A 16,826-nucleotide genomic window follows, 5' to 3' on the forward strand; every position below is an offset into this window, starting at 1 on the left:
TTCGGCGCGGCTCTGCTCGCCGTTCCTTTCCTCCTCGCTTTTCTCGGCTGGGCGCTGCCCGTGGGGCAGCTGTCGTTCTATGGAGCGCGCGCGCTGATGGACGTTCTTTCGACTTTGGTGAAGGCCAGCTACCTGGTCGCGGCGACCCTGTTCCTGCTCGGCCTGCAGCGCATGGCCTCGCCGGTGACCGCGCGCAGCGGCATCCGCTGGGCCGGCGCGGGAATGATCATCGCCACCGTGGCGACGTTCTTCCTGCCGGGCCTGCACAACCTCGGCCTGATCGCGACGGCGGTGCTGCTGGGCACGGCGGCGGCGTGGGTCTCGGGCAAGAAGGTGGCGATCACCGACATGCCGCAGATGGTCGCGCTGTACAACGGCATGGGCGGCGGCTCGGCCGCGGCGATCGGCGCAGTGGAACTGCTGCGGCTGTCGTGGAAGCTGCCGGCCGACCCGCTGCAGGCGCAGCTCGAGCACGGCGTGGTCGCGATGCACACGCCGAGCATCGCGCTGGTGCTGGCGATGGTCGGCGCGGCGATCGGCGCGGTGTCGCTGTCGGGTTCGGTGATCGCCTGGGCCAAGCTCGACGGCCGCCTGGACAAGCGCGTGGTGTTCCCCGGCCAGCAGGCGTTCAACGCCCTGGTCGCGCTGGCGATGGTGGTGCTGGGCGTGGCCGCGGTGATGACCTTGAACAGCGGCATCATCATCGCCTTCATCCTGGTGGCGCTGGCGCTGGGCGTACTGATGACCCTGCCGATCGGCGGCGCCGACATGCCGGTGGTGATCTCGCTGTACAACGCCTTCACCGGCCTGGCGGTGGCGTTCGAAGGCTATGTGCTCGGCAACGAGGCGCTGATCATCGCCGGCACCATGGTCGGCGCGGCCGGCATGCTGCTGACCCGCCTGATGGCCAAGGCGATGAACCGGCCGATCAGCGGCGTGCTGTTCTCCAACTTCGGCGGCGGCGGCCAGGCGCAGGAGATCGCCGGCACCCAGAAGCCGATCGAAGCCGGCGACGTGGCCGCGATGATGGCCTTCGCCGAGCGCGTGGTGATCGTGCCCGGCTACGGCCTGGCGGTGGCGCAGGCGCAGCACAAGATCTGGGAGCTGACCCAGAAGCTGACCGAGCGCGGAGTCAAGGTGAAGTTCGCGATCCACCCGGTCGCCGGGCGCATGCCGGGCCACATGAACGTGCTGCTGGCCGAGGCCGGCGTGCCGTACGACATGATCGCCGACATGGACGACATCAACCCCGAGTTCGCCACCACCGACGTGTCGCTGGTGATCGGCGCCAACGACGTGGTGAACCCGGTCGCCAAGACCGACCCGGCCTCGCCGATCTACGGCATGCCGATCCTCGACGTGATCAACTCGCGCAACACCATCGTGATCAAGCGCGGCAAGGGCACGGGTTTCGCCGGCATCGAGAACGCGCTGTTCTACGCCGACAACACGCGCATGCTGTACGGCGACGGTGCGGAGATGGCGAGCGCGCTGGTGTCGGAGCTCAAGGCGCTCGACGGCGGGCATTGAGCCGTCTTTCGCGGGCGGAAGCGGGCGCGGGCGCGCATGCGCCCGCATCGCGGCGGACAGCGCCGCGGCTTAATTGCCGCCGCGAATCCGCAAGGTCAGGCCTTTGAGGAAGTTGCGCAGCATCTGATCGCCGCAGAGGCGGAAGTTCTTGTGGTCGCTCTGGCGGAACAGCGCGCTCAACTCCGGTTTCGAAACCGGGAAGCCGGCATCGGCGAAGGCCTGATGCATGTCGAGGTCCTTGAGCTCGAAGGCGACGCGCAATTTCTTCAGCACCAGATTGTTGCTGACGCGCTTTTCCAGCGGGCGCGGCGGCAGGCTTTCGTCGCGGCCGCGATAATGGAACACCAGGCCGTCGAGGAAGCGCGCGAGCACGGCGTCGTCGCAGGGCGCGTAGCCTTCGTCCTCGTCTTTCTTTAGGAAGGCCTGCACGTCGGCTTTCTCGATCGCGAACGCGGGATCGGCCAGATGGACGAGATCGACCACTTTCTGGTCGCTCAGGTCGAGCATGTAACGGATGCTGCGCAGTACGTCGTTGGCGATCATGGTCTGTCCTGCCGGCCGCTTGGCGGAGCGCGGCGATAGTGCCGTGCCGACGCCGCATGCGGCGGCCGGGACGGTAGGGGGCGAGGACGGATTCTCGCATTTCGGGCGGGGCGAGGCTTGGGCGGATCGGGTTTTCCGGGCCCGCGGTCGAAAAGCGCCGCCGCACAGGCCCTGCAACGCGGCTGGATTGGCGTAGGCGCGGCAGGCGGGTCTTGCCGGAATCAGCGCGCGTGCCGGCCACTCTTCGCGTTCAGGGCGCGATTGACCGCCCAGGCGATCGGCCAGGCTACGAACACGACATGGACCAGGATGCTCAGCCCGATCCATACCGGATCCGGCGGTAGCCCCTTCATGCCGGCGCGCGAGAGCGGCACGACGATGAAGTTCATCGCCACGAACAGCCACAGGCCGTACAAGGTCGCTGCCAGCCACGGGCTGCGCCGCATCCACGCCAGCTTGCTCGCGCCGATGGCGTAGGCCGCGGCCATCAGCACCGCGATGAAGCAGTGCAGCAACAGGCCCAACGCGGCGGTGCCGGCGCCGCCGGCGAGCGCGGCCTCGCGCCCGATCAGGCCGGAAGCGACGCTGTGCAGCACGCGTTCGGCCGGCACGCCCTTGGTCAGGCCCCAGTAACCGATCGCGTAACCGATATCGAGGATGGCGGCGATAAGCCCGCCGATCAGAGTCCACAGCGGCAAGGAGCGGGCGGAGCGGAGGGCGGCGGTCATGGCGGGCTCGGTGGCGGGTGGGCCGCGCCGGCGGGGCCGCTGCGGCGGAAGGGATTGCCGGCGCTACGCGGCGTCGGCGCGCGAAGAGGCGGCGCTCACGCCGCGCGGCCGCGGGCGAGGCGCGCGCCCTCCGCGCGCCGCGCCTGGGTCGCGGTGACGCCGAACGAGTTCTTGAACGCGCGGCAGAACGCGCTCTGGCTTTCGAAGCCGAGCGCCTCGGTGATCTCGCACACCGGCATGCGGGTGTCGCGGACCATGCGCCAGGCGCGGTCCGAGCGCAGCCGCGCGGCGTACTCGGTCGGGGTCTCGTCGAACACGTCGCGGTAGATCCGGATCAGGTGGCAGGGCGAGTAGCTGGCGCTGCGCGCGAGCCGGCCCAGGTCCAGGCGCACGTCGGGATGGCGGCGGATCAGGTGTTGCACGCGCAGCAGCCGCAACAGCGTCTGCTGGCGCCGGCGCAGGGTGCGGCCGCTGCAGCGCGCCAGCCGTTCCAGCAACTCGCGCTGTTCTTCGCGCAGCAACTCGGCGAGGGTGCGCAGCAAGGTCGGGCCGCTAGCGGCCAGTTCGGCCGGCCGCGCACCCAACCGCGCCAACCGCACCAGCAGCCGGCGCGCGTCGCGCGCGGCGACGCCTTCCCAGGGGAACAGTTCGCTGCCCAGCGCCTGCGGCGCCCCGGCCAGGTGCGGTTTCCAGGCCGCTTCCGGGCCGCACAGGCACAGCCACCAGCACGGGCCGCGCGCGCCGCTGCGCACGCGGCCGTCGCGCCAGACCTGCAGATGGCCGGGGGCGAGGTCCCAGGCGCTGTCGGCCGCTTCCAGCCGCAGCGGACCCTGCAGCGGCAGCCACAGCGACAGCCAGCCCGGCGGCAGGTCCAGCTGCACGGCGCGGCCGGAGGCGCAGACCAGGTGCAAGCCGGCGGGCGTGGGCGACCACGGCCTGTTCAGGTCCAGCGACGGGCCCGGATGCGCGCCGGCTCCCAGGTCCAGATGCTCGGCGAAACGGATGCGGTGATGGTGCACGCTCATTGCGGCCCTCGGCGTCGTCGCGGTGCGGCGTGAATGCCGCGGTTGGTTCCTAAGCTAGCCACCTCGGTCGCGCATCAGGAGGGCCAATTTCCAGGGCGACGAAGGAGCCAATCCGACGCGACCGGTGCCTGCGCCGACGCGCCCGGCAACGGATTCGGGGCCTGGGACGGCCGCGGTTGCGCGGCCAGCGCGGGCTCGATGTGCCGCGACCGGCAGGCCGCGCCGACGGCTCGCCAGCCGGCGGCGGGCTTGGCACACTCGCGGCGAGCGCGGCCCGAGGGGGCCAATCGGGAGTGCGCGGATGTACCTGCCGTTGGATGGCCGCGGCCCGTTGCACGGCCAATTGGTCCGCTCGCTCAAGGACGCGGTGCTGGCCGGCCGGCTGCCGGCCGGGATGCGCTTCCCGCCGAGCCGGCTGCTGGCCCAGGAACTGGGGCTGTCGCGCAACACCGTGCTGGCCGCCTACGAGCAACTGCGCGCGGAGGGCTTCATGCAGGCGCGGGTCGGTTCGGGCAGTTTCGTGGTCCTGCCCGGCGCGCCGGCGCAGCCGCGCAGCGAGCCGCCGGCGCGGATCCCGGCGCAGAGCGACTACGCGCGCCGCCTGCGCCGCTACCACGACCACGCCAACATCCCCGGCCGGCGCCTGCCCGGCACCGTGCACAGCTTCCAGTACGGAGTGCCGTTCACCAATCCGCTGCTGACCTCGGCCTGGGCGCGCGCGCTGTCGCACGCGGCCGCCTATACGCCGCCGAACTACCCGGCCGCGCAGGGCCTGCCGGCGTTGCGCGCGGCGGTGTGCGAGTACCTGTCGCTGCGCCGCGGCGTGCGCGCCGCGCCCGAGGACGTGGTGATCGTCGCCGGCACCCAGCAGGCGATCAGCCTCGCCGCGCGGGTGCTGCTCGACGAAGGCGACGAGGTCGCGCTCGAGGACCCGCAGTACTTCGCCGTGCGCGAAGCGCTGCAGATCCACGGCGCGCGGCTGCTGCCGATCCCGGTCGACCGCGAAGGCCTGCGCACCGACCTGCTGCCCGAGCGGCCGCCGCGGCTGATCTGCGTGACGCCCTCGCACCAGTTCCCGACCGGCGCGCTGATGTCGCTGCCGCGCCGGCGCGCGCTGTTGGACTACGCGCGCCGCCACGAGTGCTGGATCTTCGAGGACGACTACGACGGCGAGTTCCGCTTCGACGCGCAGCCGCACGCGGCGCTGTACGGCCTCGACGACGCGCGCCGCACCCTGTACGTGGGCACGTTCTCGAAAGTGCTGTTCCCGTCGCTGCGGCTGGGCTACCTGGTGGTGCCGCCGGGGCTGCGCGAGGACTTCGTCTCGGCCAAGTGGGCCGACGATTTCGGCTCGCCGGGGATCGAGCAGGCGGCGCTGGCCCACTTCCTCGCCGACGGTGGCTTCGAGCGCCACCTGCGCCGCACCGCCAAGACCCTGCGCCAGCGCCGCGAAGCCCTGCTGGCGGCGCTGCGCCGGCTGGCCGGCGACGCGCTGGAGATCCAGGACTCGCGCGCCGGCATGCACCTGCTGGTGTGGTTGCGCGGCTGCACCCCGGCGCAGGGCGACGCGTTCGTCGCCCATGCCCAGGCGCGCGGGCTGGGGCTGTACTCGGTCGCGCCGTGCTACATGCAGGCGCCCGTACGCGCGGGTCTGCTGTTCGGCTACGGCGCCCTGTCGGTGGCCGAGATCGAAGAAGCGGCGCGGCTGTTCGCGGCCTGCCTGGACGAGATGGAGTTCGCCGCCGCGCCGGCGGCGTGAGCCGGATGCGCGGGCGGCAGCCGAAGCCTCCTGTAGGAGCTGCGCGAGCTGCGACCGCGACAACGCGGCTACGGCGAGGCTTTCGGCGCGAGCGGTGACCCCGCGGTCGCGGCTTGCGCCGCTCCTACAGGTAGATCGCGTGGCGGCCGAGCCCCTGTAGGAGCTGCGACCGCGACAATTCAGCTACGGCGGGCCTTCCGGCGCGGGCGGCCGCTCAGCGCGACGCCACCGCCGCGACCATCAGGCCGATCGCGATCCAGATCAGTTCCGGTCCGGCGTTGGCGAGGTGGAACAGGGTCCAGAACAGGTTCGGGCCGAGCTTGGTCGCCGAACTGGCCAGGTCCAGGCCGAACGGGCCGCTGAGCTGGCCGGCGACGATGCCCCAGTTGGCGACCAGCACGATCAGCGCGGTCGCGATCAGGCCCAGGGCGGCGCGGGTCCAGCCGCGGCGCCAGCCGCCCAGGCGCAGCATCCAGGCGATGTCCAGCGCTCCCAGCACCGCCAGCCAGGCCAGTTGCCGGTCCAGGCTCACCGCCGCCAGGGTCCAGAACGCGGCGAAGCCGAACGTGCCCAGGGCCAGCAGCAGCCAGGAGTACAGGCGGACGCGGCCGGCGACGGGCGGGGCGGGGCGGTCGGGCGGGGCGGCGACGGTCATCGGCGGAACACTGTGGACGGGGGCAAGCCCTACAGCATAGCCGGCCGGGCCCGGTACAATCGCCGGTCTTGTGCTGCGGCACGGCACCCCCATTTCTCCCGCATGTATTCCCGCAGCAGCGAACCCGTCCGTTTCGAGCGCGATTGCGCCGTGGTCATGGTGCCGCAAGGCGAGCAGGTGACCCTGCCGGCCGGCAGTGTCGGCTACATCACCCAGGCCCTGGGCGGCAGTTACACCGTCTTCGTCGAAGGCAACCTGTTCCGCATCCACGGCCGCGACGCCGACGCCATCGGCAAGGAGCCGCCGGAGCCGCTGGAGCTGCCCGAGGGCGCCGACGACGAAGCCGTCGAGCGGCTGGTGTGGCAGCAGCTACGCACCTGCTTCGATCCGGAGATCCCGATCAACGTGGTCGAGCTGGGCCTGGTCTACGAGGCCGCGGTCAAGCACCGCGACGACGGCCAGCGCACGGTCGAGGTGCGCATGACCCTGACCGCGCCGGGCTGCGGCATGGGCGACATCCTGGTCGACGACGTGCGCAGCAAGCTGGAGATGATCCCGACCGTGGCCGAGGCCGACGTCGAGCTGGTGTTCGACCCGCCGTGGAACCGCAACATGATGTCCGAGGCGGCGCGGCTCGAAACCGGAATGCTGTAAGCGACGGCATCCGCCATCGCGGTCGCCGCACCGCCGCGACCGCGGCGCATCGAACCCCGGCCCCGGCCGGGGTTTTTCGTTTGCGCGCGACCTGCGCGGAAGCGTCGCCGCGCGATGCGCGACGCCGAACGCGGAGCGGGCGCAGCGGATCGGCCGGTGTCGTCGATACCGTCCGGACGCGCCACCGCGCACGCGCGATCCCGCATCGCGCGCGACGTGAAACCCCATCCGGCACGAACGTTCGCCACGCGCGCAACGGCGCGGCGCACATGCGCGCAGTACGCCGACGCATCGAATCACCTGCACGCTCGTGCTATCTGGCTGTCACGCGCGCGGTGTCGCGGCGCGATCACGAAAGTGCCAGTCGGGTTCACGCTTTGCCCACGAATTAACCGTTTCCATCGCATGGACTTCGCGTAGGCGCCTGCATAGGTTGTTGACCGCGGCCACAACGAACGCAGCGGCCGCGAACACCGCACGGCTCGCGCACTGCACGCAACGCCACGCGCGAGACGCCACGGTATCCGCCGCACAACGCGGCATCGCTCGGGTTGGAATTCGTATCGCGAACGACAGTCGGTGCCGTACAGGCATCGGCGGCGGACGGCTGCGCGCGGCGACAGTGCGCGCGGCCGGCGCCGGTGTCGGGGCTGCGCGCAGGCCGGGGGGCCATGCGTTGCGCGCAGCGCCCCGCCGCGCACCGCGGTCGTCGCGAACGGTTCCGCAATCTCACTCAGGAGACGCGCATGAATCGTCGTATCTTGTCGGTAGCCATCGGTGCTTCCCTCGTCTGCACCGCGCTGCCGGGCCTGGCCGCGGAGTTGTTGACCGTGGACCGGCCGATCGAAGGACGCTACATCGTCGTGCTGAAGGAACAGGCCGCGCGGCTGTCGGCCGAAAACGCGCGCGGCGTCGCCGACGTGCCCGCGGTGGCGCGCGGCATCGCCGGCCAGCATCGCGCCACGGTGGTGCGCAGCTACCAGCACGCATTGCGCGGCTTCGTGGTCGAGGCCGACGACGCGGCCCTGAGCGGATTGCTCAAGGACCCGCGCGTGGCCTTCGTCGAAGAAGACGGCTACATGTCGGTCGAGGCCACCCAGAACAACGCCACCTGGGGCCTGGACCGCGCCGACCAGCGCAACCTGCCGCTGAGCACGACTTACACCTACGACACCGACGCCACCGGCGTGCACGCCTACGTCGTCGACACCGGCCTGCGCGGCGACCACACCGAATTCACCGGCCGCATCGGCAACGGTTATTCCTCGGTGCCCAACGACAGCAGCACCACCGACTGCCACGGCCACGGCACCCACGTCGCCGGTACCGTCGCCGGCACCACCTGGGGCATCGCCAAGAAGGCCACCGTGCACCCGGTGCGCGTGTTCGGCTGCGGTTCCAGCGCGCCCAATTCGCAGATCATCGCCGGCATCGATTGGGTGACGGCGAACCACGTCAAGCCCGCGGTCGCCAACATGAGCCTGGGCGGCCCGGCCTCGGCCGCGACCGACACCGCGGTCACCAACCTCATCAACGCCGGCGTGGTCGCGGTGGTCGCGGCCGGCAACGGCAACATCGACGCCTGCACCGAGTCGCCGTCGCGGGTGCCGCGCGCGATCACCGTCGGCGCCAGCGACCGCAACGACGCGCGTTCGATCTGGCAGTTCGGCCAGGCCTCCAGCTGGGGCGCCTGCCTGGATCTGTTCGCGCCGGGCACCGACATCGTTTCGGCCGGCATCGGCAGCGCGACCGCGTCGGCGCCCAACAGCGGCACCTCGATGGCCTCGCCGCACGTGGCCGGCGCCGCCGCGCTGTACCTGGCGACCCATCCGGCGGCCACGCCGGACGAAGTGCACGCCGCCATCGTCGACAACAGCACCCCGGGCAAGATCACCGACCTGCGCGGCTCGCCGAACCGGCTGCTGTACACGCTGTTCTCCGGCGGCCCCGGCCCGGGCAACCAGGCGCCGACGGCGAACTTCAGCTCCAGCGCCAGCGGCTTGACGGTCAATTTCACCGACAGTTCCAGCGACAGCGACGGCACCATCGCCTCGCGCAGCTGGAACTTCGGCGATGGCACCAGCTCGACCGCGACCAACCCGAGCAAGACTTACGCCGCGGCCGGCACCTACACCGTCACCCTGACCGTCACCGACGACGACGGCGCGAGCAACACCAAGACCGCGACCGTCACGGTCGGCAGCGGCGGCGCGCAGACCTACACCAACGGCACCGACGTCGCGATTCCCGACAACAACGCCACCGGCGCCAGCAGCGCGATCGCGGTGTCCGGCCGCACCGGCAACGCGCCGAGCAACGCGCAGATCTCGGTCAACATCGTGCATCCGTACAAGGGCGACCTGATCGTCGACCTGATCGCGCCGGACGGTTCGGTCTACAACCTGCACAACCGCAGCGGCGGCAGCGCCGACAACGTCACCGGCACCTTCACCCGCAACCTGTCGACCGAAGCGCTCAACGGCAACTGGCGCCTGCGCGCGCGCGACCTGGGGCCGCTGGACGTCGGCCGCATCGATACCTGGAGCATCACCTTCTGAGCGGCCGCATCGCGACCCGAGCGCCGCGCAGCTAGCGGCGCAACAGAGCGCTACACCGCCGCCGCCCGGCTTGCCGGGCGGCGGTTTTTTTATGCGCGCCAGCCCCGGCGGTCGGGCGATGCCGGCGGCTATCGGACGTGCGCCGGGCCTCGCGCCAGCGACGACCGACCCGTCGAGCCGCGGCCAGGGACGCTCGACGGCATCGGCGGGCGGGGAGTGAGCAGGCACGGCGAGTGATTTAGGACTTGTCTGAAAATCCGGAAAAGCGGACATCCGCAGGCAGGAACAAGCGTGACCGCGTCCGGATTCGACCAACGAAGCGTTCGGCGCGGAACCCAGACTGCCGCTTGCGCCGCCGCAAGGTCGCGCAACCGCCGCGTCGCCGCCGGCAGGTCGATCCAGCGCCATGCGCGCGCCTATCCGACGGATACGCGCACGCCGGCGCGGACAGGGACCGCGCCGCCGCGCGCCGCACTCGCCGCGCTGTGCGGCCGTTGCCTGTTGGAGAGAAAAGCCCGATGCATCGTATTTCGTCGCGTCACCCACGCCTGTGCGCGCTGTCCGCCGCCACCGCCTTCGTCGTCGCTTCCGTGTTCGCCACCGCCGCCTCCGCCGCCGGTCCGATCCAGTACGTGCGCGTCAACACCAGCGCGCTGGATTCGGGCGCGTCCACCGACCGTTTCATCGTCAAGTACCGCAGCGACAGCGTCGAGCGCCGCGACGCCGGCGAGTTGCAGCGTTCGCTGAGCGCGGCCGCCAACGCCGCTGCGCGCACGCTCGGAGCGAACGGCGCCGGCGCCAAGGCCGCGCCGGCGATCGGCCTGCGCCGCGCGCAGGCGCTGGCGCTGGGCGCCGAACTGGTGACCGCCAACCGCAAGCTGGCCCCGGCCGAAGCCGAGGCGCTGATGCGCCGGATCGCCGAGAACCCGAACGTGGAGTACGTCGAAGTGGATCGGGAGATGGTGCTGTACATGACCCCCAACGATCCCGAATTCCCGCGCCAGTACGGCTACGGCACCGGCCCCGGCGGCATCCGCGCCGGACAGGCCTGGGACCGCAGCACCGGCGCCGGCGTGGTGGTCGGCGTGATCGACTCCGGCGTCAATCGCCATGCCGACCTCGCCGCCAACCTGGTGGCGGGCTGGGATTTCGCCCAGAACGACAACGATCCCAGCGACCCGACCGATGCCGCGAGCTTCCACGGCACCCATGTCGCCGGCACCGTCGCCGCGGTGACCAACAACAGCCTCGGCGTGGCCGGCACCGCGCCGGGCGCCAAGATCCTGCCGGTGCGCGTGTTCAACGGCCCCAGCGGCAGCACTTCGGCCATCGTCAACGGCATCACCTGGGCGGTCGGCGGCTCGGTACCGGGCGTGCCGGCCAACGCCAATCCGGCCGACGTCATCAACCTGAGCCTGGGCAGCCGCTTTCCGGCGACCTGCGACAACGCCACCCGCGACGCGCTGAACTTCGCGATCAGCCGCGGCACCATCGTGGTGGTGGCCGCCGGCAACAGCAACGGCGACGCCAACAGCTACACGCTCAACAACTGCGCCCCGGTGATCTCGGTCGGCTCGGTCACCAACACCGGCGCGCGTTCGAGCTTCTCCAACCACGGCACGCGCGTCGACGTGGCCGCGCCGGGTTCGGACATCGTCTCGACCTCCAACGGCTTCAACGGCGCCAACAACCTGTACCAGTCGTTGAGCGGCACCTCGATGGCCTCGCCGCACGTCGCCGGCGTCGCCGCGCTGGTGCAGTCGGCGGCGTCGACGCCGCTGACCCAGGCGCAGATGTCGACCCTGCTGAAGAACACCGCGCGCGCGTTCCCGGTCACGCCGGATCGCCCGATCGGCGCCGGCATCGTCGACGCCAACGCGGCGGTGCTCGCGGCCGGCGGCGGCACGCCGGGCAACCAGGCGCCGGTGGCGAACTTCGCGTCGTCGGCGAACGGGCTGACGGTGAGCTTCACCGATTCGTCCAGCGACAGCGACGGCTCGATCGCCTCGCGCAGCTGGGACTTCGGCGACGGCACCACCTCGACCGCGGCCAACCCGAGCAAGACCTACGCCGCGGCCGGCACCTACACGGTCAAGCTGACGGTCGTCGACAACGGCGGCGCCAGCAACACCAAGACCGCGACCGTCACCGTCGGCAGCAGCGGCGGCGTGCAGACCTACACCAACGGCACCGACGCCAACATCCCGGACAACAACGCCACCGGCATCACCAGCTCGATCAGCGTGACCGGCCGCAGCGGCAACGCGCCGAGCAACGCCCAGGTCGCGGTCAACATCGTCCACAGCTACAAGGGCGACCTGATCGTCGATCTGGTCGCGCCGGACGGCTCGGTCTACAACCTGCACAACCGCACCGGTTCGAGCACCGACAACATCAACCAGACCTTCACCGTGAACCTGTCGAGCGAAGCGCTCAACGGCACCTGGAAGCTGCGCGCCGCCGACCGCGCGGCGCAGGACGTCGGCCGCATCGACAGCTGGAGTGTCACGTTCTAAATCTTGATTTGCTATGAGCGTCACGAAAAACCCCGGCTTCGGCCGGGGTTTTTCTTTGCCGTCCGCCACGCCCGGCCGCGTCGGCTTACGACGACGCAACAGGGCGCGGTTCCCACCCCTGCGAGACCGATGGAAATCCAGAACTGTGATACCGCTCGCGACTCTGCGCGTTGCTGAGGCTTTCATCCACCTTGTTGACGGTTCAGTTACACACGTAGCGTGTTATGGCGGACCGGGCAGCAACGAGTCCGTACACAAACAGCGTGGACGCTGGGTGTGCAGACAAGGACGTGGCCGCCAGACCACCACGCGTTGATACGCCGCGACGCGGCACTTCGATTTTGGGGGTTTCACCATGTCCTATCGCTTCAAGGGCGCTCCGCGCCAGCACGCGCTTGCCGCCGCCACCCTGGCCGCGCTGTCGTGCGTGGCGATGTCGGCGTCCGCCGCCGACCGCGTCAATCTGGCCGCGCTGGCGAATGCCGACGCGCACGACCAGTTCATCGTCAAGTACCGCGACGGCAGCGCCGCGCGCAGCAACCCCGCCAACCTGAGCCGCTCGCTCGACAGCGCCGCCGCCGGTTTCTCCGGCAAGGGCCGCGCGCTGGGCCTCAAGCACCTGCGCCGCATCGGCACCGGCGCCGACGTGGTCCAGGCCGGGCGCAAGCTCGACCGCGCCGAGGCGCAGTCGTTGATGCAGCAGATCGCGCTCGACCCGAACGTGGAATACGTGGAAGAGAACGCGCGCATGACTGCGTTCTTCACTCCCAACGACACCCGCTTCGGCGAGCAGTGGGGCTACGGCGCCTCGGGCGTCAACGCCACCCAGGCCTGGGACGTCAGCACCGGTACCGGCGTGGTCGTCGCGGTGATCGACACCGGCATCGCCAGCCACAGCGACCTCAACGGCAACATCCTGCCCGGCTACGACTTCATCAGCGATTCGACCGCCGCGCGCGACAGCAACGGCCGCGATTCCAACCCGGCCGATCAGGGCGACTGGTTCGCCGCCGGCGAATGCGGCGTGAGCTACAGCAGCAACTCCAGCTGGCACGGCACCCACGTCGCCGGCACGGTGGCGGCGGTGACCAACAACGCCAAGGGCGTGGCCGGCACCGCGTACAACGCCAAGGTCGTGCCGGTGCGCGTGCTCGGCAAGTGCGGCGGCACCCTGGCCGACATCGCCGACGCGATCACCTGGGCCTCGGGCGGCACCGTGTCGGGCATTCCGGCCAACGCCAACCCGGCCGAAGTGATCAACATGTCGCTCGGCGGCAGCGGCGCCTGCGGCTCGACCTACCAGGCGGCGATCGACGGCGCGGTCTCGCGCGGCGTGACCGTGGTGGTGGCGGCCGGCAACAACAACGGCAACGCCTCCAACGCGCGTCCGGCCAACTGCAACAACGTGATCACCGTCGGCGCGGTCGACAGCGCCGGCAAGCGTTCGGTGTGGAGCAGCACGCAGAAGTCGAACTACGGCACCGTGGTCGATGTGGCCGCGCCGGGTTCGAACATCCTGTCCACGCTCAACTCGGGCACCACCACGCCGGGTTCGGAGAGCTACGCGTCCTACGGCGGCACCTCGATGGCGACGCCGCACGTGGCCGGCGTGGTCGCGCTGCTGCAGGCCAAGTCGGCGACGCCGAAGACCCCGGCGCAGATCGAGAGCATCCTCAAGACCACCGCGCGCGCGTTCCCGACCACTCCGGACCAGCCGATCGGCGTGGGCATCGTCGACGCCAAGGCGGCGCTGGACTCGCTCGGCGGCGGCACCCCGAACCCGGGCACGCAGACCTACAGCAACGCCGGCGACGTCAGCATTCCGGACAACAGCTCGGTCGGCGTGACCAGCAGCATCGTGGTCTCCGGCCGTTCCGGCAACGCCACCAGCAGCGCCCAGGTCGCGGTCAACATCGTCCACACCTACCAGGGCGACCTCGTGGTCGATCTGATCGCGCCGGACGGTTCGGTCTACAACCTGCACAACCGCGCCGGCGGCGGTGCCGACAACATCGTCCAGACCTACACGGTGAACCTGTCGAGCGAACCGTTGAACGGCACCTGGAAGCTGCGCGTGTCCGATCGCGCCTCGCTCGATACCGGCTACATCAACAGCTGGAGCCTCACGTTCTGATCCTGCGGCGCGGCCCGCGGGCCGCGTGAGCGGATGCAAGCACAGCCCCGGCTTCGGCCGGGGCTTTTCGTTGCGGGGACGACGGATGGGGAAGGGCGCCGCGGTCGGTGAGGGCGCGGCGCGGTCGCGGCTCGCGCCGCCCCACGGTCGCTACGGCGGTCGCGCGATCTCCCTGCAGGAGCGGCGCAAGCCGCGACCGCGAAGCGTCGACCACGACGAACCCCGCGATGCAGACGATCGATGCGTATCCGACTGCCAGAATCAATCACAAAAAACACATAAAAAATACGAGCAAGCCTCAGTGAGCGAGAATCCCGCCCTCCGCACGATGCTCATTACCAATGCGCGTACTGTGATCGACATCGATTACTCGCACGCGATCGATGGCGGCGGCATCTTGTCCAGGCTTTTCCCCGACGGCTAGCGTGTGGTCCGGACGCGAACCCCACACGCGTCCTTCCAGCTGCGTCTTGTGTCCCGCACCCGCCACGGCGGCGCGCCGGCGCTCTTTTCGTCGCATTGCGGCGCTTATCTTTTGAGGGGTCCACCATGTCGTTGCGTTCCGCCATCCGTCACCGCCCGCACCTGCTCGCCGCCGCCACCGCGCTGGCCCTGGCCTCGCTGGCCGCGCCTTCGTTCGCCGGCGAAGCCCACCTGGGCGCGTTGAAAGCCGACGGCAGCTACAGCCGCTTCATCGTCAAGTACAAGAACGACAGCGCCGCCGCGTCCGGCGGCGCGGCGCTGACGCGTTCGCTCGACGCCGCCGCGGCCAAGCTCGCGCTGCCGGCCGCGTCCAAGGGCGCGCGCGTGGGCCTGCGCCAGGTCCGCCGCATGCTGGTGCCCGGCGCCAGCGTGATCGCCTCCGACCGCGCGCTCGGCCGCGACGAGGCCGCCGCGGTGATGCGCCAGATCGCCGCCGATCCGAACGTGCAGTTCGTCCAGGTCGACGGCATCCGCCGCGCGCTGGCGACGCCGAACGATCCCACCTTCAGCAATCAGTGGCATTACGCCGACAGCGCCGTCGGCATCCGCGCGCCGACCGCGTGGAACAGCAGCACCGGCACCGGCATCGTGGTCGCGGTGATCGACAGCGGCATCCTGTCGCACACCGATCTCAACGCCAACATCCTGCCCGGCTACGACATGATCAGCTCGACCACCGGCTTCTCCGACGCCGAGTGCCGCGAAGCCGGCGGGTCGCCGGGCTGCGGCAAGTCCGACGACGGCGACGGCCGCGATTCCAATCCCAACGACTCGTCCAACATCGTCCACGGCACTCACGTCGCCGGCACGATCGCGGCGGTGACCAACAACGGCGCCGGCGGCGCCGGCGTGGCCTACAACGCCAAGGTCGTTCCGATCCGCACGCTCGGCAACCAGGGCTTCGGTTCGGATTCGGACATCGCCGACGCGGTGGTGTGGGCCTCCGGCGGCACCGTCGCCGGCGTGCCGGCCAACGCCAACCCGGCCGAGATCATCAATCTCTCGCTCGGCGGCCCGGCGCCGTGCACCGACACGCCGGCCTGGCAGGCGGCGATCGATGCCGCGATCGCCAACGGCTCGACCGTGGTGGTCGCTGCCGGCAACAGCAATATCGATGTCGCCGGCTTCACCCCGGCCAGCTGCAACGGCGTGATCCGCGTCGCCGCCAGCAACAAGGCCGGCTCGCGCGCGTCGTACTCGAACTACGGCGCGACCATCCACGTCACCGCGCCGGGCGGCGAGAACGGCATCTTCGGGCCGAGCTCGACCGAGGGCATCATCTCGACCGTGTCCGGCAACGCCTACGGCCCGATGGCCGGCACCTCGATGGCGGCGCCGCACGTGGCCGGCATCGCCGCGCTGATCCAGGCCGCGGCGTCGAGCCCGCGCACGCCGGCGCAGATCCTGCAGATCCTGCAGAGCACCGCGCGCCCGATCGCGGCCAACAAGTGCTCGGGCGGTTGCGGTTCGGGCCTGGTCGACGCCGCCGCGGCGGTGGCTGCGGCTGGCGGCGGCACGCCGGGCAACCAGGCGCCGGTGGCGAATTTCGCGTCGTCGGCGAACGGGCTGACGGTGAGCTTCACCGATTCGTCGAGCGACAGCGACGGCTCCATCGCCTCGCGCAGCTGGGACTTCGGCGACGGCACCACGTCGACCGCGACCAGCCCGAGCAAGACCTACAGCGCGGCCGGCACCTACACGGTCAAGCTGACGGTCGTCGACAACGCCGGCGCGAGCAACAGCAAGACCGCGACCGTCACCGTCGGCAGCAGCGGCGGCGTGCAGACCTACACCAACGGTACCGACGCCAACATCCCCGACAACAACGCCACCGGCATCACCAGCTCGATCAGCGTGACCGGCCGTAGCGGCAATGCTCCGAGCAACGCCCAGGTCGCGGTCGACATCGTCCACACCTACCAGGGCGACCTGATCGTCGATCTGATCGCGCCGGACGGCTCGGTCTACAACCTGCACAACCGCACCGGTTCGAGCACCGACAACATCAAGAAGACCTATACGGTGAACCTGTCGAGCGAGGCGCTCAACGGCAGCTGGAAGCTGCGTGCGGCCGATCGCGCGGCGGTAGACACCGGCTACATCAACAGCTGGAGCGTCACCTTCTGATCGCCCGCGCGGTCGCGATGGCCGCATCGGTCGATACGAGCACAGCCCCGGCTTCGGCCGGGGCTTTTCGTTGTGTGCGTCGTCGCCACGGAGGGAACGCGTTGCGGCCGAAGC

Annotated in this window: 12 protein-coding genes and 1 pseudogene; 9 read left to right on the forward strand and 4 right to left on the reverse strand. The window is 70.6% G+C overall.

Annotation, left to right across the window (positions count from 1 at the left end; all coding sequences use genetic code 11):
• Window positions 1–96 precede the first annotated feature (96 nt).
• The gene (locus JHW41_RS06610; protein WP_057950231.1) at window positions 97–1,530 is read left to right on the forward strand and encodes an NAD(P)(+) transhydrogenase (Re/Si-specific) subunit beta; all 1,434 of its coding nucleotides are present in this window, start codon (window positions 97–99) and stop codon (window positions 1,528–1,530) included.
• A 69-nt stretch (window positions 1,531–1,599) separates the two neighbouring features.
• On the opposite strand, the gene JHW41_RS06615 is transcribed toward JHW41_RS06610, so the two are convergent.
• The 3 genes from JHW41_RS06615 to JHW41_RS06625 form a co-directional block, all read right to left on the reverse strand.
• Window positions 1,600–2,073 carry a DUF1456 family protein gene (locus tag JHW41_RS06615; protein ID WP_057948604.1) on the reverse strand — a complete coding sequence of 158 codons (474 nt, stop codon included), beginning with the start codon at window positions 2,071–2,073 and terminating at the stop codon, window positions 1,600–1,602.
• A gap of 221 nt (window positions 2,074–2,294) precedes the next feature.
• The gene (locus JHW41_RS06620) at window positions 2,295–2,801 is read right to left on the reverse strand and encodes a hypothetical protein (protein ID WP_250449417.1); all 507 of its coding nucleotides are present in this window, start codon (window positions 2,799–2,801) and stop codon (window positions 2,295–2,297) included.
• Between the two features lie 95 nt (window positions 2,802–2,896).
• Window positions 2,897–3,826, reverse strand: a complete 930-nt coding sequence (locus JHW41_RS06625; protein ID WP_250449418.1) for a helix-turn-helix domain-containing protein — start codon at window positions 3,824–3,826, stop codon at window positions 2,897–2,899.
• 301 nt (window positions 3,827–4,127) lie between these two features.
• Between JHW41_RS06625 and JHW41_RS06630 the strand changes: the two genes are divergently transcribed.
• The gene (locus JHW41_RS06630) at window positions 4,128–5,585 is read left to right on the forward strand and encodes a PLP-dependent aminotransferase family protein (protein WP_078997799.1); all 1,458 of its coding nucleotides are present in this window, start codon (window positions 4,128–4,130) and stop codon (window positions 5,583–5,585) included.
• Window positions 5,586–5,799: 214 nt separating this feature from the next.
• Here the strand turns inward: JHW41_RS06630 and JHW41_RS06635 are convergent, their stop codons facing one another.
• Window positions 5,800–6,240, reverse strand: a complete 441-nt coding sequence (locus JHW41_RS06635) for a hypothetical protein (RefSeq protein ID WP_250449419.1) — start codon at window positions 6,238–6,240, stop codon at window positions 5,800–5,802.
• 102 nt (window positions 6,241–6,342) lie between these two features.
• Here JHW41_RS06635 and sufT point away from each other — a divergent pair, with 102 nt between their 5' ends.
• From sufT to JHW41_RS26540, 7 genes and pseudogenes are all read left to right on the forward strand, one after another.
• A complete protein-coding gene (sufT, locus tag JHW41_RS06640) occupies window positions 6,343–6,894 on the forward strand; it encodes a putative Fe-S cluster assembly protein SufT (RefSeq protein ID WP_057948599.1) in 552 nt (183 codons plus the stop codon).
• Window positions 6,895–7,640: 746 nt separating this feature from the next.
• Window positions 7,641–9,452, forward strand: coding sequence for a S8 family peptidase (locus JHW41_RS06645; RefSeq protein ID WP_250449420.1), 1,812 nt, complete (start codon window positions 7,641–7,643; stop codon window positions 9,450–9,452).
• A gap of 518 nt (window positions 9,453–9,970) precedes the next feature.
• Window positions 9,971–11,968 (forward strand): S8 family serine peptidase, encoded by a 1,998-nt coding sequence (locus JHW41_RS06650; protein WP_250449421.1) that lies wholly within the window; start codon window positions 9,971–9,973, stop codon window positions 11,966–11,968.
• Between the two features lie 355 nt (window positions 11,969–12,323).
• Entirely contained in the window at window positions 12,324–14,102 is a 1,779-nt protein-coding gene (locus tag JHW41_RS06655) for a S8 family peptidase (RefSeq protein WP_057948596.1), read from the forward strand.
• A gap of 85 nt (window positions 14,103–14,187) precedes the next feature.
• On the forward strand, window positions 14,188–14,526 hold the full coding sequence (locus JHW41_RS06660; protein WP_157490418.1) for a hypothetical protein: 339 nt from the start codon (window positions 14,188–14,190) through the stop codon (window positions 14,524–14,526).
• Between the two features lie 125 nt (window positions 14,527–14,651).
• Window positions 14,652–16,295: pseudogene (locus JHW41_RS06665) on the forward strand (S8 family serine peptidase); the annotation flags it as partial.
• The gene (locus JHW41_RS26540; RefSeq protein WP_428995519.1) at window positions 16,293–16,712 is read left to right on the forward strand and encodes a proprotein convertase P-domain-containing protein; all 420 of its coding nucleotides are present in this window, start codon (window positions 16,293–16,295) and stop codon (window positions 16,710–16,712) included. The pseudogene JHW41_RS06665 and the gene JHW41_RS26540, both read left to right, overlap by 3 nt.
• The last annotated feature ends 114 nt before the right edge of the window (window positions 16,713–16,826 follow it).

Source organism: Lysobacter enzymogenes (genome assembly GCF_023617245.1).
GTDB classification, from domain to species: Bacteria; Pseudomonadota; Gammaproteobacteria; order Xanthomonadales; family Xanthomonadaceae; genus Lysobacter; species Lysobacter yananisis.